The sequence below is a fragment of the Agrobacterium sp. 22094 genome, assembly GCF_052046015.1.
Classification (GTDB): Bacteria; Pseudomonadota; Alphaproteobacteria; order Rhizobiales; family Rhizobiaceae; genus Agrobacterium; species Agrobacterium cavarae.
In genome coordinates this window covers 1-19,131 of record NZ_JBQEPX010000009.1, presented here as the reverse complement: position 1 = coordinate 19,131, position 19,131 = coordinate 1, and the positions used below count along the sequence as shown (strand labels likewise).

The following is a 19,131-nucleotide window of genomic DNA, read 5'->3' as shown; positions in this document are numbered from 1 at the left end:
GGCATTTTATTGTTGTAGTGTGGGCATTAGTGAACCCGTTTCTTTGAAAGGGACATTGGGGTGAACGATGCCCTTGCCTTTTCCGTGCCGGCCATACGCTCTGGCAACTTGCTAACTTGTCTTTCACATAAATGCTATTATAATAGCATTTATAGTAGGTATTGGCGTTGGGTGATAATATGTTGGCATTTAAGATGATTTCCCCTGCGGACGTTGTCGAGGGGATGGCGCAGAGAATGAAGCGTCGTCGCATTCAGCATGGGTTGACGCAGCGTGAACTGGCTTCGAGATCGAATGTGTCTTATGGATCGCTGAGACTGTTTGAAGAAACCGGAAAAATTTCACTCGAGAGCGTCGTGAAAATCGCGTTTGCCCTTGAGGCGGAAGCGGAATTCGAACGCTTGTTTCCAGGTCGACCGCCGCAGGATATCAACGACGTTATTGATCGTCCTCTCAAACAGCGTGTGCGCAAGAAATGAAGTTCAAGCCGATCCAGCAGCTTAAGGTTCATCTCGATATCGAAGGTAATGAGAAGAAGGTCGGTACTCTGGCCTGGAGTGGCAGGGAACGCAGGGCTTACTTCGAGTACGCTGCGGAGTTTCTGGCAGCACCGCTTTTGGTCTCACCATTCCATATGATGGCAGCCATCGGGTTGATTGCGGCGCCTAGGGATCCGTTCGACGGGCTCCACGGGCTATTCAACGACAGCCTGCCTGACGGGTGGGGTCGTCTTTTGCTAGACCGCCGTCTCCAGCGAGCGGGCATTGACTATACAAGGCTCACGCCAGTTGAGCGTCTGTCGGCCGTAGGACGATCGGGCATGGGCGCGCTCTCATACGTTCCGGAACTGCCAGATGATGAGAAACAACAGGCAGAGAATGATCTGGACTGGTTTGCTGATCAGGTTGAACTGGTACAAACGCAGATGGACATTGCCGACATAGATCGTTTGCAGGGCGCACAAGGTGGATCCGCAGGTGCGCGTCCAAAGATTATGATCGGCTTCAACAAGGCGGAAAACACCTGTGTTCTTGACTATGGCCAACCGTTGGCTGCGGGGTTCGAAAGATGGATGGTCAAGGCACCAAGTTCCGATGATCCGCCCGAGATCGGCGCTGAAGAAAGGGCCTATGCGCTGATGGCGGTAGCTGCAGGACTGACAATGGCTGACACGCGGTTGTTGGAGACCCGGAAAGGCAGGCGGCTTTTTGCGACGCAACGTTTTGACAGGACATCTGCCGGCAGGCTTCACATGCACACGGCAAGCGGCCTGTTGAATGCCAGCCATCGCGAGGCCAGCGTGGACTATCAGCAACTTCACAAGCTGACCCATCTTGTGACCCGCGATGCTGCCGAAGTTCTCAAGATGTTTCGCAATATGGTCTTCAATGTTTACGCGAAAAATCGCGACGACCATGCCAAAAATCATGCATTTCTTATGGATGGGAAAGGCCGGTGGTCTTTGGCACCTGCATACGATCTTACGTTCTCGTCTGGACCGGGCGGTGAGCATAGCGCTGCAGTAGCCGGAGAGGGTAGAGCTCCCGGCATGAAACACGTCTTAGCGGTCTCCAGAGGGGCTTCGATCTCCGATCATGATGCCAGGCAAGTTATAGAGCAGGTAAGAGACGCTGTAGATCGGTGGCCGCAGTTTGCCGAAGAAGTTCAACTATCCAGATCCCGCACCGCTGAACTGGACAAATTCCTGAATGGCGATCGGCTGGCTGACCGATGATTTGGTCTTGCCTGGCGGCGCTCATCGATACGGCACAATCATGCTGGAAACACGTGCTAGGATCGAAATGGCTGCAGCCATCCCGAAACTCGCCAGCAGGATAATTGTCTTATTCGTTGCGTGTTCGATCGCGATGGGTAATCGTTCTCAGCGCGACCAGGCCGGCGATGGTGCTGCCTATATGGCGCCGTTGCTTTCGATGTTGAAACGTCTCTGTCTACCATTGCCCGTTGATTTTGGATGGATTGTAAGCTCGCTACAGCACGCGCCCCAAGCGCCGACATGATTGGATCGCGAAACTCACTCAGAGGTTTCAACAGGATTCCCAAACAGATCAAGCGGTGGAGGTTCAGGCGAACTCTTTTGCGCGGACAGGCGGCCGCCAAATGAACGCGGGCTATCTGCTCGTCCAGCCCACAGCGCGAACTCGACCTTTTCTCCGGCCTTTATGTCGCGGTCTGCGATGAAATACCCACGGTGGTCAGGAGCGGTGTCGTGTCCGGCTTTTTCATTTTCGAACAAGCAAACCTCTCCCGGCCTCGGCTTGTAAGCCATTCGAGCGTCCTCACTTTGAATTTGGTCTGTAGATGAATGGTCGGGCGTCTTTGTCGTATTGATGTGGGATTTAGCACCGTTGGCACCAAGATCGATCGGTACGGCTAGGTTCCAGCTGTAGGCACCCATATGGCCGAAGTATCGTCGCCATACGCTGTAGCGCTTCCGTCCAGAAAACATGTGCCGACCCAGGCACATACGACTGCATCCAGGCAATCCTCGTAAGCTTTCAGTTCATGGCCTCGCGAGGACGGGTCGGGCAGGGGCAAAGCGGATGCCACGCCCTCTATGCGACAGTCCAGCAAGCTGACGATGCCTGCCCAGACGCTTAGGAGCTTGTGCCGACGATCTATAAGGCTCGCCCCCGGCCAGTATTTACGGGATTTCGCGTGCTTGTAAGGGAGCCTGCGGTTTGCCTTTGCCAGTTCGATCAGAGCCGGATGCGGATAGACTTCGATGAGAGCAGGAAAAGATGCTCCGGATGTCAGGAGCGGATAGCCTGCTCGTGCAAAACCCAAGGTCAGGTCGTCACTGAGCTTTCCGGGCCGGGTTTGGCTTGGCGTATGCGTACCAGCATGCCTCGATCCATAGAGTGAAGAAATCGCGTTGTCGGAAACGCGCCGTCCAGTAATGGGGTCAGTCGACAAAGGCATGTCGATAGCGACAACACCGACAGGGGTTGCGAGGAGTTCAGCCGTCTTCGAAAGGAGAGCATGTGGATCAGGCTTCGAACCGCGATGTCTACCAACTTCAAAATCCTGATCAGCAAGGAACGCTTGGTAGGACGCCGCAACCCGGACAAGTCGCCAATCAACGCCGTCACGTTCAACCAGAGCTACGCCACTTGGTTCTGTGAATGTCCATGCTGCATCAATGCCGAGAACTGCTGTCATAGAGCGTCGCTATCGCATGTTCAGACTGCTCGCGCCATCTCAGCTGCCTCGGTTGCGACGCCCTGGGCGTTATCTAGGAAGCTTAGGAGCTGATCCAGGCTGTAAGGCTTTGGCATGAAAACCCAGCCCGTCCTCATATCGTCGCTGACATCACGACCTGAAACGACAATGACCTGCGTTCGAGGAGACACGTTCGCTACCATACCAGCAAGATCAAGGCCGGTCAGATGCCCTGGCATATCGACGTCAGTGACCAGCGCGTCAAAGGAGGGATTACGTCCAACCACCGCGACAGCTTCGAGAACGTTCGCGGCCTCGGCGACAGCATACCCGTCGTCCTGGAGTGCCTCAGCCAATATCAGTCTGATCAGAAGATCGTCTTCTACGACGAGCACGGTACGCGGGGACATGTGTGGCTCCAATGGCTATCGGTGACTCAACTTGTCCACGCCCGTTTCGATCATCCCTGCTAACCAGTATTTGCGAACATATTTAATTAAATCTGAATGACCGGGCGTGCAGTTGAAAGCTCGTGGGTCCGCCATCAATTGAACGTACAGAGAACATTCATGGGAGCCGTTATGATGATGTCTTGTGAAAAGCAGCTTTCGAAGACCGCAATCCCAACCTTGTCGGCGATAAACCAGTATCGCTACCAGCGTCGTTCTGGTCGTGTTTGGCTGGTTGGCGACACCGTATATCGGCTTCAATGGTTGCCAATCTTGAACGAGAACCGTTCGTCAGAGAGGTCGCCTCGAACGGGGTTCCTCGCCTCATCCTTACCGACGAAGGCAAACGCCTTATTGCCGGTGGCGGTGAGTAACGGTTCAGGTGTTTTAAGACCAAATGGGCACTCTACACCCGCCGCGGCCGTCTGCGCTGTTAAGGAGCCTCCGAGATCTGGTGCGCTAGGCGCCTGCCGCAGTGCGGTCCACCGGAGGATCGATGCATAGTCTTTGTGCCGCTCACTTTAAAAGATACGCAGACGTATCAATATCAACTCCAAAGATATGTTTGGAGATCATGTATCAATGAAGTCTGAAATCTTGGTGGAAATCGGCGATCTGTTGAGGGCGGCGCGAAAAGGGCTGGGTCTAACGCAGGAGCAGGTCGCCGAGATGGCTGGCATATCGCGACCACGCTACCGCGAGATTGAGACCGGAAGTAGCGCTGCCCGCGCGACCACGTTGGTGAATATCGCGCGTGCGCTTGGTCTCGAGCTGATGTTCATCCCGCAGTCGATGGTGCCAGCTGTCAATGCGCTGCTTCAGCCGCATGATAGCGACGAGGATCTGCCTGCGTTCGTTCCGAGTTCAGATGGTGATGCCGATGCCTGATCTGGATCTCGATCCAAGGCTCTATCTCGTCGCTTAGAGTGTTGCGGAAGGACCTGAAGGTTGATGCTATCTCGATAGTCGGCGCTCGTCGTCGATCACTGACAGACGGTTTGGGAGCGACGTTCCCCATATCCACAGTACAATATTGAGGTCAGCGTCGGTCGTGCCAGGAGCAAAACTCCTGACGACCAGACCGTGAAAACCGGCGTTTTTCAGATCTCGAGCAAGCTGCTGCGTTAGCGCTTCACCGCGCAGGCTCATCTCGTCTCGCCACGTCGTGTTACTCAGCGCTTGAGGAGTGATCCGGTGTTTTTCGAGAAGGTTTTGGTCACACGTCTCGAAATCTGCGTCATAGGATACGAGCGTGGTTGGTTGCAGACTTCCCGCCTGATTTGCTTCACTAAGCGCCGTCATGATGGTCAGTGACGTGTAAAGTGCCGGCATTCCCTTTGGATTAAATCGGCCGCCATAAAGTTCGGCACCCCGTCCCGAAAACGGCTCACGGGCGTAGAGCGGATTGAGCGCTCGGTAGAGCTTGCCTTTGTAGTGCATTTGCATGGTCAGGCATGGACGCCGACATCAATGGCATCGATATAATTGAGCACTTCATCAGCCCGGCCGTTCCGCACGAGTTGCATTGCGGTGTGACCGGAAAAGCCTGAAAGGGGTTCTGAGCGGTACCAGGCATAGGCCATTAGCGCAGATCCCAACCGAGGCTCGACCTTATTGACGACCTCGACCATTTCACGCAGGCGCCTCTGGGTCTTGTCGGATTTGATCCGGTCTTTGCGCTGGACGGAGAATTTGCCAAGTCCAGCACTACGCGCGATATCCTCGCTTGTGGTGTGAAGAACGTCGGCGATCTTGTTGGGCGCAAACAGGCCATCGTCAGCATATTGTGTCAGAGCCATGTCAAAATCCCCACGCACCCATCGCTATTTATGACCCAATATAGCGTCAAATAATGCGGCGTTCAGGCCATGGGGCGGGAATATGGATCGCTCAGGAGACCTCCATGTGGCAGCCGATTGGATCGATGCCATGCTTATCAATGAGGGATAATTGGCTTGTTCTCGAAGCGAATTCTAAAGTTTCGGCGCTGGAAGTCCTCCCGAAAACAGACGAAGACAAGTTCGAGATCATGGGATGCGTCGTGTCGTCCTAGAAGACTGAACGAGCCGATGATGACGCCGTTGTATCCACGGGTGATGCGAAACGCCGCGTTGCGCATGACGATCGCATCAGGATCTGCAAAGTCCCCACGACGTTCATAGATGACCCAGAAGCGCGCGGCTTTCCAGGTCACTTCCAGTTGCTCTTTGACTTTGGCAAGGAACTCTTCGGCGCTCATGGAGGGTCCCCACGGCAGCGGTGTCTCGCCGGTATCGTCCGCGACACTCAAATAGCCGTCGTACTCAATGCCAGAATTGAGGAGTTGCTCTATCCTGGAAAATGCGTTGTCTTCAGAAATTGTCGTCTTGAACAGGATTGCCATAACCGTGCCGTCCCATGGATATCGTTCCGTTGCGGGTAGAACATCCATACGAGGAATACCAGTGCTTTGCGCTTCAATTGAAAGAGCGGAATTTATCGGGCACCGAGGTAGGCTTGCTTGGCGAAGCGATTGGTGGACTTTTGTCGACGACTACGAGGGTGTTAAACCAGCGTCTCGTCAGACTTTGAGCTGTCACCCGATGCGTAGATTCGAGCTATTCGGGAGCGAAGCTTGTTTATCTCGACCGCCAGGAATGTCGTGATGAGCGACCAACTTTCCACATCCGGTGGACGATCATGGCAATTTGCCGACCCTATGCCGGTTTGCAGTCTCGCGGTCTAGAGTTCATATGATAGTGAATGGTGCTGAAGGCCACCACCATATCGATTTGTCGGTTAAGGTTGGGAGAGGTGGCGTCCAAACCCTTGCCGCAGGATAGCTCATGCGCATCTTTCTTGTCCGTCACGGCGAATCTCAGGGTAATCTCGACGAGCGGGCTTACAGCCAGTTTGGCGATCACAATGTCCCGTTGACGCAATGGGGATATCGCCAGGCGCGTGAAGCCGGATCTGTGATCGCAGCCTATCTTGCAGGACTGGCCGAACCGGGGTTAGAGACGCTTCGCATATGGTACTCACCGTTCATGCGCACGCGCCAAAGCAAGGACGCTCTACTCGACGCCTTGCCTGTTGAGAGCGTCGGCAAGGTCCGCGAGGATTATCTCCTGCGGGAGCAGGATTTCGGGCTCTTTACGGAAATCTATGACCATGCTGAGCGCAAGCAGAAATTTCCCGACGAATTCGAAAAATGGGCGAGACTACGCAGCAACAGCGGCAAGTTCTATGCCCGGCCGCCCGATGGCGAGAGCCGCGCAGATGTGGCGCAGCGGATGCGGCTGTTTCTGCAAACAATTATGCACGAAGCGCGCCACGGCCACGACAATGTTGTGATTGTCGGCCACGGTGTTACCAATCGTGCCTTCGAGATGAGTTTCTTTCAGCATCCAGTTGTTTGGTTTGAACGCTCCGTCAATCCGGGTAATTCCGACGTCACGCTGATCGAGGGGACGCGCGAAACCGGGTACGCCTCCAGGCTGCTCCATCAGGCTCTTGATCGTCAGCCGGGCCAGAACGATCTGCGAGAGTTGTATGGCGTGCAAGTAGCGGTTAAACCCGGACCTTTGTCGTAAAAGAGCTTCGTTGAGCGCTGCACGTCGCAGATCGTCGCATCGGAGATGGGGCGCAATGAACGTAACAGCAATCTCCGTGGCTGGTACGGACGCGCAGGGGATCTTTGAGCGATTTTGAGGTATTCTGTAACCTCATAAATGTGGGTTTGTCGGATTTTTGTTCCGTAGGCACTCTTGAGACGATGTCCGACACTTTGCGGGATAAATTTGAGGCAGCAGTCGATTTTATGAGCAAATAGGAGAGACGCTTCAGTAATCGGTCTATATCGAGGCAGAGCTTAAAGCGGTAAGTCCTCACAGGAGTTCACGGGCAGGCAGTCTGCGTCGATCTCCCATATCTCAAACGGCTAGTGAGCGGCTCATAACTGGCGCCTCGCGGCCAGTTGACGATGGCGGCTCTTGGCCCGAAGCTGAAGACAGTCTTTTGCCAAGGGCGGAATTTGGAAAGGTTCAATCGCCCGAGCGGTGTGGCTTGCGGTCAGTCTGAATTTAAGTGATGATCTGCGGAGTATGAGAACGATGTTGGTGGAGGGAAGGAAAATCGATGTTTCCATCGCTTCATCGCTTCATCGCTTGATCTGTTTTGCTTAGGGACGCCTCCTCGTTGAAGAATACTCGTCGCCCCTCGGACCATCACGCTGATCAAATCCTGCACCGCTTCGACCTCAATCCTCCCGATATCGATAGCTGTCTCTCTCAGGTCTATGCTGCTTTCTCCGGCTACCGTCCGCGATGGGACTGGTGCCGCCAGTGCTTCACGGTAGACGAAGAGGCGCGAACACGACGCGCGGGCGATCCGCGTCGCGCCAGCCTGGAAAGCTTCGGCCAAATCTACTTCGAGCATCCGAACTGTTCCGGCGGTCGCGACACATTCCTGCATTGGTTGCCCCGTGGTCTGGAACTAACATTCTTGAACTTCGACCATGACTACTTTCCTATGGAAGGCGCTATGCGGCTTGGGTTATGGCGCTGGCCGAGAGGGGAACAAGATGCACTGCGCGTTGTTCTGCAGCGTCGCGATGAATTGGTTCAACGGTGGCGATCCCATGCCATTCGAGCATGCGATACGCGAGTCGAGGACAGACGTGGATAATCATGTGTCCTTACGCATCGTCAAAGCGCTGCTAATGCTAAGGGTCAACCCCTTTGAGCTGTTTTCTTGGCTGGCGCGATCGAACTCAAGCCGAGCACGGAGTGTTCTGGTCGGGCTTACGAACCATGGGCATCTGGTTGATGAAGCTAGCTACTATGTTTTGGACGATGCCACCTACGAACCATTGCTGCACGAGGGAATCCGAGCTCTAGACCGTCTCGCTTTGGACTCTCTTCAGCGGATCGCGACCGACGACCGACTTGTATGCTTGTGGGCTTGGGCTAGCCGAGAAGATCGGGTGTTGGCCCTTATTATCGAGAATACAGAGCCATTGCGAACACAACGCGTTCTCCGCCTGTTGCAGACAGAACGTCAGAAGGATCGCATGATGGTCCAAGCCGCTGTTCATTGAGTGGCCGCAGCCTCCCCAGTGCTTCGGCATTGTTTGGGAACAACGGCCTCATCTGCTTGGTCCGACAGCGATGGTGGCGGATGATCCTATCTGAGTGAACGAATACTCGACCTCACCCCGCTTCCAATAAGCGGATATCATTTCCACAGCGTCCTCCTTGTTCCGAGTGTCAGGAGTGCCGAGAACCGCCGACAACGCATCCAGTAATCCGGCAGGTTTCGTCGTTGAGTATGTACATGCCTTGTGCCCGTTTGGACCGGTTGCGATCCAAAACGACAGTAAATCGGATTGATCTGCACTCTCCCGCCGCCATCCGACAGCCTCCACTGATCCACCATTGTAGCCAACGAAATGAGCGCGCCATTCCTCTGTTTCTGCATCGGTCAGCCGCTGCCAACCGAGCTTATCACCTTGTATCGTAGCCACTTGCACATTGGGCGCTTCGCAGATGGCGAGAAGGCGGTCTACCGTCATGTTCTCCGGCATCGCTGTGGCTGCTCCAATATCCAGAAATGCAGCGCAGATGCCGCTGATAGCCATTATGCGCACCCACATATATTTTTCCCTCGAGCCAGAATGTAACTGCTTGCTGAATCGTCGCATAAATCCCACTGAAGCGAACTTTGTTTTCCTGATCTGCGACGTCGCAGAATAAGAAGTTTCGCGGCAAGCACAATGCCCCGTGTTGGCACGACGCAGCCCTACGCCGTCACAGATGGTGTCCGGGAGGATCTGCCTCATAACAAAAGGCAAACGTGCGGGACATGTATTGCCAAGACGCTCCAGTCTGGCGTGTTCAGGTCGCGCGTTTGACCAGACCGGGCGTTCTCAGGTGAACTGAGAGGTTCCCGCGGCTTTATCGAAGCGGCGAGCCTCGAGTTCTTCTTCGTCTACGAACATGAACATCGCGCCATCGCCCCACGTCGGCATCAATCGCCAGAGATATGTCTCTGCGTTGATCGTCAGCACATGCCGCCAACGCTCGCCAGCGGACAGGACGCTCTCTGCGTAGGCCTGTTCGCTGCCTGCTTTGCCGGTGGAGATCAATTCCACTTCGCCATGCATTCTTTGTTGAATCAGTTCCTCCCATCCCCCAAGCTGATCACCGCCGCCCTCCTTCATCTCGAAGTGCTCATTTCTAAGGTCGATATAGGCGTGGCGGCTGAGACGCGGAGTGATTGACCAGCCAGATACTGGAGTAAGCAGCTCGGACTTGACATCGGCCTCCCAAGGCTCGGACATCCGGATGCCATAATCGCTTACCCCGTTTTGCCAGGCCTCGCGTACTACCTGCGGTGTCGTGCGTCGTTCCAATCCACCGGTGTCACTCCACACAAGAGAAATCCCCCCGCTGGGCGATTGCGTACCATACCAGTCTGCAAAGGGATCATTGAACGCCCACAACATACCGCGATCGGGCAGGGAAGGGTCGAAGCCGGGTTCACGCGCCATCACCGAAAGGTTCACCTGCGCAAGAAAGGCCATGGGCGTCTCCTGCGCCAGATGGTCGATGACGAATTCCAAGCACAGCGCCGCGTCGTCGGCACCTGCGCGGTTTGCGAGGGTCTTGCGGAGCCTCTTCGCCGTGCCCTCGGGGTCTGCGAGCGCGGGTCGTGTCGGCCAAGCCATTCCGGGCGGGAGATCAGGTTCGCCTCCCACTTTACTTGCCCCCGCTGGGAGCGCGGTGTCGTTCACAGGATCACCGTGGCGTAGCCAGATTGTCGGCCGGGCGGTGTTGACAAGCGCACGAGACAACGCCGTGTTGATGTTCAACGTTTTGCAGGCGCGCTGAATGGAGAGCAAATCAGCAAATCCGGCCGTGTTAATTCTCTTTCAGGATTCCACGAGTCAAAGAGTACGGACTTTTGGCGCAACCTCAATGTCCGCAATTGGCGCATCAGTGCGGTGGTCACTATTGGCGCAATTGGCGCGCAACGGACGTTCGACCTGGCGTTCTATGGAGCGATTGGACGTTAAGCCGTGGCGTCATGTCGTGATCTCTTACTCAACCAGAATCGACAAAGGCGTAGACCCGCGAGAAGTCCGCTCGAACGGCGTCATTTCGGTTGATCATAAAAACGTAGTCGCCGTGATCACTGAAGTTGAAATCCGCTTCGCCTCCGGATGCGAGCTTGACCAGAATGAACCAGCCATCTGGCGCGGAGATATCAGACCAGCCGCTTTGTGCTGCATGTTTCGCAGCCATCTGCTGGATCGCAGCGAGATCACGCACGCCGGTTATTCCGAACATCTGGTGCTGCGGTCCATCTCCGATTTTAAAGCGCTCGCTGACCGCGATAGAAAAATCCGACGGGTCTTCGATCCCAATATCAGCATAGGCCCTTGGGTTGTTGTTGGGGCCACGCTGGCCGAAGGGAGCGCTAAGCGAGCGTTCGAAGCGCAGCGTCTGCGCCGAGCGGCTGAACTCGTATTCGGAGGCGAAAGCCCTGACGGGTACCCCGTCACGGCTGAATGTCAAGCGACCGGCCTCGTCCGTGCTGACCGATAGTCCGTCGACAGCCTGTCCGTTTGGAACGAACCGCTTGAGGTCGCTATCCCAGACGATCATCTGCGATACCGAGATTGCCGTGTCCATCGCGTCTTCCGAAACTGTATGGGGCGTGAGAGTTGCGTCCGCCGGTGTGTAGAGGACGCGCCAATCCGTGTAGTCCGTTCCCGTGAAGAAGGAGATCACCCCGGATGCCGGTAGCTCTTCGGGTCGATCAGGCACGTCAGCAAGATTGATCTGGGCAAGATAATTGAGGTGCAAGCCGTTGTCGTCGCGCGGCCAATCCGTGTCGGCGGGCAGGTCAGGGCCTCCGCCGATGCGGCTCAGGCCAGTGATTTCGGGGTCGGCGGCATTGCATTCAACCATGGCAACCGTCGGCATGACGATCAATCGCAGGGCCTCACGCTTATCCTGCAACCCAGCGTCAGCTACCGCCGCGTTGAAGCGCTCCTCGATACCGGCCACGGGTGCCATCACGGCTGCTGCATTTTCGAGGCGCCGTTCTTCCTGGCTTTGCTGGATGCGAATGGCTGACACCTTCTCCATGCTGTCCTTCAGTTTTTCAACGACGGCTGCCGTCTCAGCTTCCGCCGCAACTCTTACCTCGTTCGCGGCATTGCCTTCGAGCTTGAGGCGGAGGGATTCTAGCAGACGCTTAAAATCCGTCTCGATCTCGGCGAGCTCCGGCTCACTGACCATAGCAGTGGCGTGATACCAGGTGGAGCCATCGGCCGACACCAGAAGCGCACGCAGCCGATACCAGTTGCGTTTCTCCTTCGTCTCCCAATCCTGCAAACGATCTTTTACTTTGCTCATCTCGCCTGGCATGCCTGCGAAGGTCACAGCTTCACGCCCAATGATCTTGCCGCCATCATCTTTGAGGCGGTCGCTGAGCCATTTTTCGGGCGATTTTCTCTCACGCTTAGCAGACCACACGCTCATCTGTGGTGAGAACGCCGTCTCCGGATGACGACGCAATCCGATTGACCCTGCAAAGACGCGGGTATTTTCAAACATTGGATTTGCTTCAACGGAGAACTCCGGCGTTTCGACCAACTTCATATGAGACTCCCAGCGCGGACATAGTCGCTTCGATACTCGGCCAGATCAGAAACTTGCGCAACCACCAGAAATGGCGTCATCTATTCGCGGGCCCTGGCCCGAAGCAAGCACGTTGCCGACACTGAGGCCAAGCACCGCAGCGTCGAAAACGGGCGCGGCGCTGGTCGTGTATGCGACTTTCTAAAGTAGTGATCACCCACTTTTAAACGACCGCTCTTTGAATCTGCTGCTCCGATCGTCCCAGAGGCCCTTTGCAAAAGCTGTGACCGAACGATCAGAGCCATCGCTTTGGTCTAGGAAACTGGAAGTGATGCCAATGTTCTTAAACAGGATTGTCCCTACGTTAACACTCGCGCCTCCGTTTTCCTGCTCAAGATACCTTACAATTTCTAGTCCTGGTTCTTCAAAGATACGCTTGCCCCGAAAAATCACATTAGTGACCTCCTGAAATGCCTCTATTTCTGTCACCATATCGTTTTCATAGACGATGATAGGCACGTCTATCGCGCGGTATTCGCGCAGGTACCCAACATCTTCGTCAGCGAATTCTGGTTCACCTATAATAGCTGCGACCTCAACGGGCGACATACCAAAGTGGACGGGCCCCATTTTGATAAAGGGCGTAATTTCCCAATTCATCTCGCTCTCCTTCATCCAGTTGACGGCCAACAGAGCGTGCTCCTTTCGGATGCCTCAGCCAAACATGAGCTGGAGTCTAAATCCATCGATGACCGCAATTGGTCCTGGCCGAAACTCCTTATTCTGTGACTGGTGGAACGTCGGAATAGAATGGAAGTTGACCGCATTCGATCATTTACTCTCGATCCAGCGCGCTTGCGATACATGGACCTCAACATGGTGTCGGACGCACGTTCTCAATCTCCATCTTCGAGGTCAAATTTCCGCATGGTTTGGTCGGGACTAAGACCGCGCGGCACATCGAAATCACAATCGGAATGTCTTAGTTGACATCCCGATCATTCCAACCGAGTTTTGTCTGGCGCCTCCAGACTATCGATCTTGCGAAGCTTGGGAAAACGCGCCGCCCAGATGGCTGCGACCATAAGCGTGCCGATCCCACCGATGACGACGGAGTGCACCGCGCCGAAAACGGATGCCATGCTTCCCGCGCGAAATTCGCCAAGTTCGTTGGACGCCCCGACGAAGACCATGTTGACGGCGTTGACACGGCCACGCACCTCATCAGGAGTCCAGAGTGCGATCAGCGTTTCACGAACATAGACCGACACCATGTCGGCTGCGCCCATCACCACCAGCGCAGCAATTGACACCCATGGCGTAGTCGAAAGCCCGAAGACCACCGTCCCGGCACCGAAGAGGGCGACGCCTGCAAACATCATCACGCCGGCATGGTGGCGGATCGGATGAAAGGCCAGAAAGATCGCGACGACGATCGCGCCAATTCCTGGTGCCGCGCGCAAAAGGCCAAGCCCCCACGGTCCAAGCGTCAGCACTTCCTTGGCGAAGATCGGCATTAGCGCGACCGCGCCACCCAGAAGGACGGCGAAAAGATCGAGAGAGATCGCGCCCAGCACCACCTTTTCATGAGAGATGAAGCGGAAGCCTGCCAGCATGCTTTCCAATGTCACCGCGCGCGATGTTGTCCGCTGCTCAGGCTTCTTGATCATGAAGGCAAGGATAGCCGAGAGCGCAAAGAGCGTTAGCGCGACCGAATATGATACAACCGGGCTTGCGCCATAGAGCAGACCACCGGCAACCGGGCCAAGAATGGACGCCAGTTGCCATGACGACGAATTCCAAGCAATCGCATTGGGCAGATCGCTTTCCGGCACAAGATTCGGCGCAAGCGACTGCACGGCTGGACCCATGAATGCCCGCTCTATGCCGAACAGGATGAGAATGAGAAAGACGAGCGATGGCGTAAAGGTATGCGCCAGGGTCAGTCCCAGCAGCGCTGCCGCGCAGGCACAGGCAACGAGTAGGCAAAGCGACATGATCATGCGGCGATTATGTCGGTCTGCGACCGTTCCGGTCACCAGAATGAGAAGCAGTGATGGTAGGAACTGAAAAAGCCCGATCAGGCCCAGATAGAAGGCGTTGCCCGTGACCTCATACATCTGCCAGCCGACCGATACGCTGACGATCTGCACTGCAAAGGCGGAGAGGAAGCGCGCGGAGAAAAATTTCCGGTAGGCGGGATGGCGAAATGCGCCGAAGCGGCTTTCACCGGCTAATAAGGACATTGTGCTGATCTCTTACAAAGTGGGTGGCGTCTTGGGTAGTGACCATGATGTCATATACTACGAGATGACAATGCGCTTTAGCGGCTTGATCCTCGCAGGCCAATCGCTCTATCGGTTGGTTACGTCAGCCCATCTCAATTCACCCGCGATTTTAAAGGGTACTTCCACCGCACCGCTACAGAAGAGGCGAAGTGGGCTCGTCAGCATATTGGCGTACTAATTTCACGAACATAAAACAGCGTTTACAGTATTGCTGTATTTTATGGATTCTACTATAATGCTGTCCTAGTGTTACGACGCGAGGTGGGAGTGCGATTGATGGCAGGTTCAGGTAATTCCTATACGACGAGTGATCTTTCCCGGAAGTCAGGTGATATTATCGCTGAGGCACTTCGTCATCCGGTGACGATCACGCAGCGCAACAAGCCTCGCCTAGTCCTTCTTAATATTGAGGACTATGAACGCCTGATGCGGCGGTCTGATCTGCGTGTGGTCGGAACAATTGATGGTATGTCTGACGCTTTGCTGGACGAATTCGAGGCAGCGGTCGACGTGTATGCGCAAACTGAAGAGATAGTTCGGTGAGCGGCTTCGATGAGATCGAGACTGCAGTCGTAATTCGCTACCCTTATCTGTGGAGCAGGGAGGCGTCCCGCGGTGAAACTGAAGGTCGAAAGGGTCGACCTGTTGTTGTTGGCGTGAGGCTTGCCCGTCCGAATGGCGACTTGGTTCTTTTCTTTCCTATTACGACGAAGCATCCGGAAGCTAACCGTTTTGCTTGTGAAATCCCGGCGATCGAAAAGCGCCGTGCTGGTCTTGATGCAGATATACGGCTCTGGATCATTCTGGATGAGTATAACAGCGACGTTATTGGGCATTCCTTCTATCTCGAGCCGGATCCGCCTGTGGGACGGTTCAGTAAAGCGTTTTTCCTCCCTATTCTTCGGGAATTTGTCGCGCGCCGTCGGTCGTCCAGCGAGGTTCATCGCGCTCGATAACCTGTGATCGTTATTGAGTTGGGCGACTGCTTAGGTAGGGTCGAGTAGGTAGGATAGCGTGCAGACTACCTTTCCATCGATGAGCACGGCTGATCAAGTGGTCCACGTATCGATTTGAAACTGGCTGCTTCTCCAATCTGACTGACAAGCAGGTCAAGGCGCTGCCTGAGGCGCCCATTATCGTGGTGGTCGGCGATTATATGGGCAGCAACCCAGCCTCGGCCTGCGAAAAGGAAATGGAGCAGATCAAGGTAGCCGGTTGTGACATTACCTTCCTCTCGTTGCCCGATGTCGGGGCAGCACGCACATGTCCATGCAGGGCCAGGAGGACATCGGGGTCGCGGACGTCCTGATCGACTGGATCGACAATCACGTTGCTCAATAGCGACAGGGCCCATGTATTGGGGACTTGCTCAATTGCGCCGAAACTTCGATTTTGTTCAAGTCAATTTGCATGCTGAGAAAGATCTTGCCACCGGCCCAATTGCTCTCGGATGGCGTCAAAGCCTGCCGTATCTTCGCCGGGAGTAAAATTGTGCCGATCTGCGCTGCGATCTTGTCTGCCTTAACCGGTCCTTTGATGCGGGTCAGGGTAAGCACTTGCTACCGTGAAAGATCGTTTCACGCTTTATTCTACCGCTTCGAAATACGGGCAACCCATCTGATCCCTTTCACAGTCTAGGTAAAAATCTCAACATCGTTTCGAATGGCTGGCTGGCTATGCAAGTTCGGACACATCATTAGGGCGAGGCCCCTCTAAGTCGCGGACGATGTGGAAGCAACTGCCGTCCGGCGGAGAGCTTCAAGACGGGTGGCAGGACGGAGGAAGGGGCGTGATGAATATTGACAATATATGCTACCCTTCCGATAATTTCGGAAGAACGAAAGGTTAGTCTGATGCCATCCGGTAGCATTCACGTAAAGGTCAGTGGGGCTTTGCAAGACCATATACAGAGGCAAATCGGCGACGAGGGGCTGTATGAGAACGCAAGCGAATACATCCGTGCTTTGATCCGACGAGACCTTCACACGCGAGACGAAGCTTGGGAGGCTCTGCAAAAGGAACTGGCTCCCGCCATGCGCGCGGATGATAGCGAGTTTGTGGCAGTGACCGTCGATGATGTAATCCGCCGCAACAAACGCGGCTGATCATGCCCACGTACCGTTTTTACGCCCCTGCCGACGCAGCGCAGGATAAAATTTGGCGTGACACCGTGGAGCAATGGGGCGAAGCGCATGCCGAGTCCTACCTGAGAGGGCTGCACGCGCACTTGCATCGTCTCTGCGATAATCATCTTCTCTGGCGGCGTCTTCCTCAAAGGCTCGCTGTGCCATCCGATATAAAGCGTGAGGCCTATTTCAGCCGTTACGAGCGGCACTATCTGTTTTTCCGGACGCTGGATAACGGCGATCTCGGCGTGATGAGCATTCTGCACGAGAAAAAGGATATGGCTGTTCGTCTGAGAGAAGATCTTGCCGCCCTCGATGCTAAAGGCAGCGATTCCGACTGACTCAGCAAGCGAAAGATCGTCCCTCGGGGACATAGGCTGTCACAAAAGTTGTCGCCAAACCGAGACTTTTGCGACAACCGCGCAGAGACTCTACATGCGGTGCTGAGAAAGTTCGGTCAGAGAGGTTCATCGCGCTCGACAATGCATGATCATTCATCAAGTCTAAGCTGCCGGCAAGCTGGTGTTAGGCAGGCGCAGGAGAGCGTCTAAACTAATCTTTTCAACGAACAGGACCTGATCAAGTCTTCCACGGATCGATGATATTGATTCCGAGGCCTTCGAAATATTTGGTATTGCGCGTCGCGAGCGACAACTGATGAGCGACGGCAGTGGCTGCAATCATCCCGTCCATCGAGGCGAGCCCTCGACCGCTTCGCTTGGCGAGCGCCATGAGATCGCCCCAGGCCCGGGCGACAAGTCCCTCCACAGGAATGATCCTGTTTTCGAAGCGTTGGGGCAGATCATCCGTCAGCCATTTGTCGAGTGCTTCTTGCTTTCTGCCCTTATCCATCAGAGCGACACCGCGGCGAATTTCAGCGATCGATACGATGCTGATGAACGTACGGTCTTCGTCTAGCTCGTGAAGCCACGTCAAGACATCTTCATTTGGGCGTGGTTTCGTTACTTCCGACAGAACATTTGTATCGAGGAGCAGCCTCATAGCGCCGGGTCACGTGGTTCGTCATGCTGTCGTTCGAGATCGAGATCCGCGCCGCGCATAGGCGATGCCAACAGAAATTCTGCCAGTGATCCACTGCGTCCGGTTCTCCTCTGCCACTCTTCTGCGGAAACGACAACCACGCTTGGCTTTCCGTTGCGAGTAATCGTCTGAGGTGCCGATTGCGCGCGTTCCATGACTTCCGAAAGCTTTGCTTTCGCGCCTGCGACCGTCCAGTTCATCTCACCGTGTGTTGGTATCTGCATCACTTCGCCTATAACCATAATGACCATAGTGACTATAATATGCGAGAGCTCTTACTGCAAGCGCGTGGTAGTGGAGGTTGACTCCAGCTATTTAGCGCCTTGAGAAATCGCTGTTGAAGCATTGGGCTGCCGGCGTTTTCCTCCAGGAACTGGGAGTGACAAGCCCAGGGCAGCAGTTTGCGTTGCTGTCGCTGGTTAGGCCGCGGCTCTGAGATCGAAATTTGCATGGATCACGTCGTAGGGGACATGAATCTTCCGTCTCCAGTTTGTTCGAATATACCCCACTCCAACAACGCGGACGTGTCCTCGTGTACGCGCCTGACGTCACGTTCGACGGCCCTGGCAAGTCCGCGTATACTCGATGGACCGATCTTCTGAAGATGCTCAATCAATTCCCATCTTTTGGGGCTAATGACGGAAAAAAGCTGCGCCGGCGACGAGAAGGTGAAGACTGCGACAGGCTCAGAGGAATTACCTGAGCGCATTGCGTTAGTTGCCCTGACAAACGCCTCATCAAGGGCAGTTTCACTGTCTGCTTTGATTTGAATTAGGGCTTCTCTCATGGTTTCTGCCTCCTTTTGATTATTTCCTTCCGAAAATCGGATAGGAGGGTATCGGTTCGTCGTGAACGAGTAAGGATGCTCGGCTCGGTCTAGGTGACGATGATCGCCTTTGCCGCGTTTGTTTTCGAAACCGACGATGCGGCGACCGTCCTTTCCGTAAAACAGTCGATACTTGAACAGGTGCGTGCTACCAGGAATAGGCTCCGGCACTTTCCAGACAACGATCTGGCGATCGCACCGTCTGGCAAAACAGTTTTCGAACGCTCGATAAGGACCGCCGCAATCATGTTGTCATTTACGCTATCGGTTCGGCTTGTTGTCAACGATGGCAAAGTTGGCGAGAGAGCTTTATGGTATATTGTGCCTATATATACTAAATTAATACATATATTATCTAAGTTATACTATGTAAGCGGAATAATTTACTACAGAATGAGTTGGCGCGGATGATTTACGAGCGACGCGAGTTCACCAGCGGTAGGGATCGGCACTTAAAGTGCAGATTGGCTGAGGCGGAAAAAATATAAATTAATTAAAGCTATCTTGGGTAAAGGGATTTGGCGTGGATTAGTTTTGGGTGCATTTGTTTGCGAGGACTGATAATTCTGACTGTTATAAATAGATGATTTT

At 54.6% G+C, this 19,131-nt stretch carries 24 protein-coding genes; 10 read left to right on the top strand and 14 right to left on the bottom strand.

Annotated elements, in window-relative coordinates:
- Positions 1–167: 167 nt before the first annotated feature.
- From ACTJK5_RS22805 to ACTJK5_RS22795, 3 genes are read left to right on the top strand one after another with little or no spacing between them, the layout of a single operon-like run.
- On the top strand, positions 168–479 hold the full coding sequence (locus ACTJK5_RS22805; protein ID WP_440613294.1) for a helix-turn-helix domain-containing protein: 312 nt from the start codon (positions 168–170) through the stop codon (positions 477–479).
- Entirely contained in the window at positions 476–1,735 is a 1,260-nt protein-coding gene (locus tag ACTJK5_RS22800; protein WP_112520248.1) for a type II toxin-antitoxin system HipA family toxin, read from the top strand. The genes ACTJK5_RS22805 and ACTJK5_RS22800 overlap by 4 nt, the downstream gene beginning before the upstream one ends.
- Positions 1,710–2,021, top strand: coding sequence for a hypothetical protein (locus tag ACTJK5_RS22795; protein WP_112520247.1), 312 nt, complete (start codon positions 1,710–1,712; stop codon positions 2,019–2,021). The genes ACTJK5_RS22800 and ACTJK5_RS22795 overlap by 26 nt, the downstream gene beginning before the upstream one ends.
- Before the next feature lie 14 nt (positions 2,022–2,035).
- Here ACTJK5_RS22795 and ACTJK5_RS22790 read toward each other — a convergent pair whose 3' ends face one another.
- The 3 genes from ACTJK5_RS22790 to ACTJK5_RS22780 all read right to left on the bottom strand — a co-directional run bounded on the left by ACTJK5_RS22790 (position 2,036) and on the right by ACTJK5_RS22780 (position 3,593).
- Positions 2,036–2,290: a hypothetical protein gene (locus ACTJK5_RS22790; RefSeq protein ID WP_112520246.1), complete on the bottom strand. Its 255-nt coding sequence runs from the start codon at positions 2,288–2,290 to the stop codon at positions 2,036–2,038.
- Positions 2,291–2,394: 104 nt separating this feature from the next.
- A complete protein-coding gene (locus ACTJK5_RS22785; protein ID WP_440613293.1) occupies positions 2,395–2,808 on the bottom strand; it encodes a DUF429 domain-containing protein in 414 nt (137 codons plus the stop codon).
- Between the two features lie 395 nt (positions 2,809–3,203).
- Positions 3,204–3,593: a response regulator gene (locus ACTJK5_RS22780; protein WP_112520244.1), complete on the bottom strand. Its 390-nt coding sequence runs from the start codon at positions 3,591–3,593 to the stop codon at positions 3,204–3,206.
- Positions 3,594–4,214: 621 nt separating this feature from the next.
- On the opposite strand from ACTJK5_RS22780, the gene ACTJK5_RS22775 reads away from it, so the two are divergent.
- Complete coding sequence (locus ACTJK5_RS22775; protein WP_112957083.1) at positions 4,215–4,520, top strand: helix-turn-helix domain-containing protein; 306 nt, start codon at positions 4,215–4,217, stop codon at positions 4,518–4,520.
- Positions 4,521–4,586: 66 nt separating this feature from the next.
- Here ACTJK5_RS22775 and ACTJK5_RS22770 read toward each other — a convergent pair whose 3' ends face one another.
- From ACTJK5_RS22770 to ACTJK5_RS22760, 3 genes are all read right to left on the bottom strand, one after another.
- A complete protein-coding gene (locus ACTJK5_RS22770; protein WP_440613292.1) occupies positions 4,587–5,072 on the bottom strand; it encodes an RES family NAD+ phosphorylase in 486 nt (161 codons plus the stop codon).
- 8 nt (positions 5,073–5,080) lie between these two features.
- On the bottom strand, positions 5,081–5,431 hold the full coding sequence (locus tag ACTJK5_RS22765) for an antitoxin Xre/MbcA/ParS toxin-binding domain-containing protein (RefSeq protein ID WP_440613291.1): 351 nt from the start codon (positions 5,429–5,431) through the stop codon (positions 5,081–5,083).
- Between the two features lie 137 nt (positions 5,432–5,568).
- Entirely contained in the window at positions 5,569–6,015 is a 447-nt protein-coding gene (locus ACTJK5_RS22760; RefSeq protein ID WP_440613290.1) for a hypothetical protein, read from the bottom strand.
- Between the two features lie 442 nt (positions 6,016–6,457).
- Between ACTJK5_RS22760 and ACTJK5_RS22755 the strand changes: the two genes are divergently transcribed.
- Together ACTJK5_RS22755 and ACTJK5_RS22750 are read left to right on the top strand one after the other, a co-directional pair.
- Positions 6,458–7,204 (top strand): histidine phosphatase family protein, encoded by a 747-nt coding sequence (locus ACTJK5_RS22755; protein ID WP_440613289.1) that lies wholly within the window; start codon positions 6,458–6,460, stop codon positions 7,202–7,204.
- Positions 7,205–7,808: 604 nt separating this feature from the next.
- Complete coding sequence (locus ACTJK5_RS22750; RefSeq protein WP_440613288.1) at positions 7,809–8,297, top strand: hypothetical protein; 489 nt, start codon at positions 7,809–7,811, stop codon at positions 8,295–8,297.
- Positions 8,298–8,757: 460 nt separating this feature from the next.
- Here the strand turns inward: ACTJK5_RS22750 and ACTJK5_RS22745 are convergent, their stop codons facing one another.
- The 5 genes from ACTJK5_RS22745 to ACTJK5_RS22725 all read right to left on the bottom strand — a co-directional run bounded on the left by ACTJK5_RS22745 (position 8,758) and on the right by ACTJK5_RS22725 (position 14,505).
- Positions 8,758–9,249: a hypothetical protein gene (locus ACTJK5_RS22745; protein ID WP_440613287.1), complete on the bottom strand. Its 492-nt coding sequence runs from the start codon at positions 9,247–9,249 to the stop codon at positions 8,758–8,760.
- 288 nt (positions 9,250–9,537) lie between these two features.
- A complete protein-coding gene (locus tag ACTJK5_RS22740; protein ID WP_440613286.1) occupies positions 9,538–10,512 on the bottom strand; it encodes a DUF1963 domain-containing protein in 975 nt (324 codons plus the stop codon).
- Positions 10,513–10,714: 202 nt separating this feature from the next.
- A complete protein-coding gene (locus ACTJK5_RS22735) occupies positions 10,715–12,280 on the bottom strand; it encodes a DUF1963 domain-containing protein (RefSeq protein WP_440613285.1) in 1,566 nt (521 codons plus the stop codon).
- Between the two features lie 192 nt (positions 12,281–12,472).
- Positions 12,473–12,949, bottom strand: coding sequence for a hypothetical protein (locus ACTJK5_RS22730; protein WP_440613284.1), 477 nt, complete (start codon positions 12,947–12,949; stop codon positions 12,473–12,475).
- A 308-nt stretch (positions 12,950–13,257) separates the two neighbouring features.
- Positions 13,258–14,505 carry an MFS transporter gene (locus ACTJK5_RS22725; protein ID WP_440613283.1) on the bottom strand — a complete coding sequence of 416 codons (1,248 nt, stop codon included), beginning with the start codon at positions 14,503–14,505 and terminating at the stop codon, positions 13,258–13,260.
- 318 nt (positions 14,506–14,823) lie between these two features.
- On the opposite strand from ACTJK5_RS22725, the gene ACTJK5_RS22720 reads away from it, so the two are divergent.
- The 4 genes from ACTJK5_RS22720 (at position 14,824) to ACTJK5_RS22705 (ending at position 17,014) form a co-directional block, all read left to right on the top strand.
- Entirely contained in the window at positions 14,824–15,090 is a 267-nt protein-coding gene (locus ACTJK5_RS22720; RefSeq protein WP_440613282.1) for a type II toxin-antitoxin system prevent-host-death family antitoxin, read from the top strand.
- Positions 15,087–15,503: a hypothetical protein gene (locus ACTJK5_RS22715; RefSeq protein ID WP_440613281.1), complete on the top strand. Its 417-nt coding sequence runs from the start codon at positions 15,087–15,089 to the stop codon at positions 15,501–15,503. Before ACTJK5_RS22720 ends, ACTJK5_RS22715 begins: the two co-directional genes overlap by 4 nt.
- Before the next feature lie 897 nt (positions 15,504–16,400).
- A complete protein-coding gene (locus ACTJK5_RS22710; RefSeq protein WP_440613280.1) occupies positions 16,401–16,652 on the top strand; it encodes a ribbon-helix-helix domain-containing protein in 252 nt (83 codons plus the stop codon).
- Between the two features lie 2 nt (positions 16,653–16,654).
- Entirely contained in the window at positions 16,655–17,014 is a 360-nt protein-coding gene (locus ACTJK5_RS22705) for a type II toxin-antitoxin system RelE/ParE family toxin (RefSeq protein WP_440613279.1), read from the top strand.
- A gap of 238 nt (positions 17,015–17,252) precedes the next feature.
- On the opposite strand, the gene ACTJK5_RS22700 is transcribed toward ACTJK5_RS22705, so the two are convergent.
- The 3 genes from ACTJK5_RS22700 to ACTJK5_RS22690 all read right to left on the bottom strand — a co-directional run bounded on the left by ACTJK5_RS22700 (position 17,253) and on the right by ACTJK5_RS22690 (position 18,711).
- Positions 17,253–17,675: a type II toxin-antitoxin system VapC family toxin gene (locus ACTJK5_RS22700; RefSeq protein WP_440613278.1), complete on the bottom strand. Its 423-nt coding sequence runs from the start codon at positions 17,673–17,675 to the stop codon at positions 17,253–17,255.
- A complete protein-coding gene (locus ACTJK5_RS22695) occupies positions 17,672–17,938 on the bottom strand; it encodes a type II toxin-antitoxin system Phd/YefM family antitoxin (protein ID WP_440613277.1) in 267 nt (88 codons plus the stop codon). Before ACTJK5_RS22695 ends, ACTJK5_RS22700 begins: the two co-directional genes overlap by 4 nt.
- Positions 17,939–18,168: 230 nt before the next feature.
- Complete coding sequence (locus ACTJK5_RS22690) at positions 18,169–18,711, bottom strand: HVO_A0114 family putative DNA-binding protein (RefSeq protein ID WP_440613276.1); 543 nt, start codon at positions 18,709–18,711, stop codon at positions 18,169–18,171.
- Positions 18,712–19,131 lie beyond the last annotated feature (420 nt).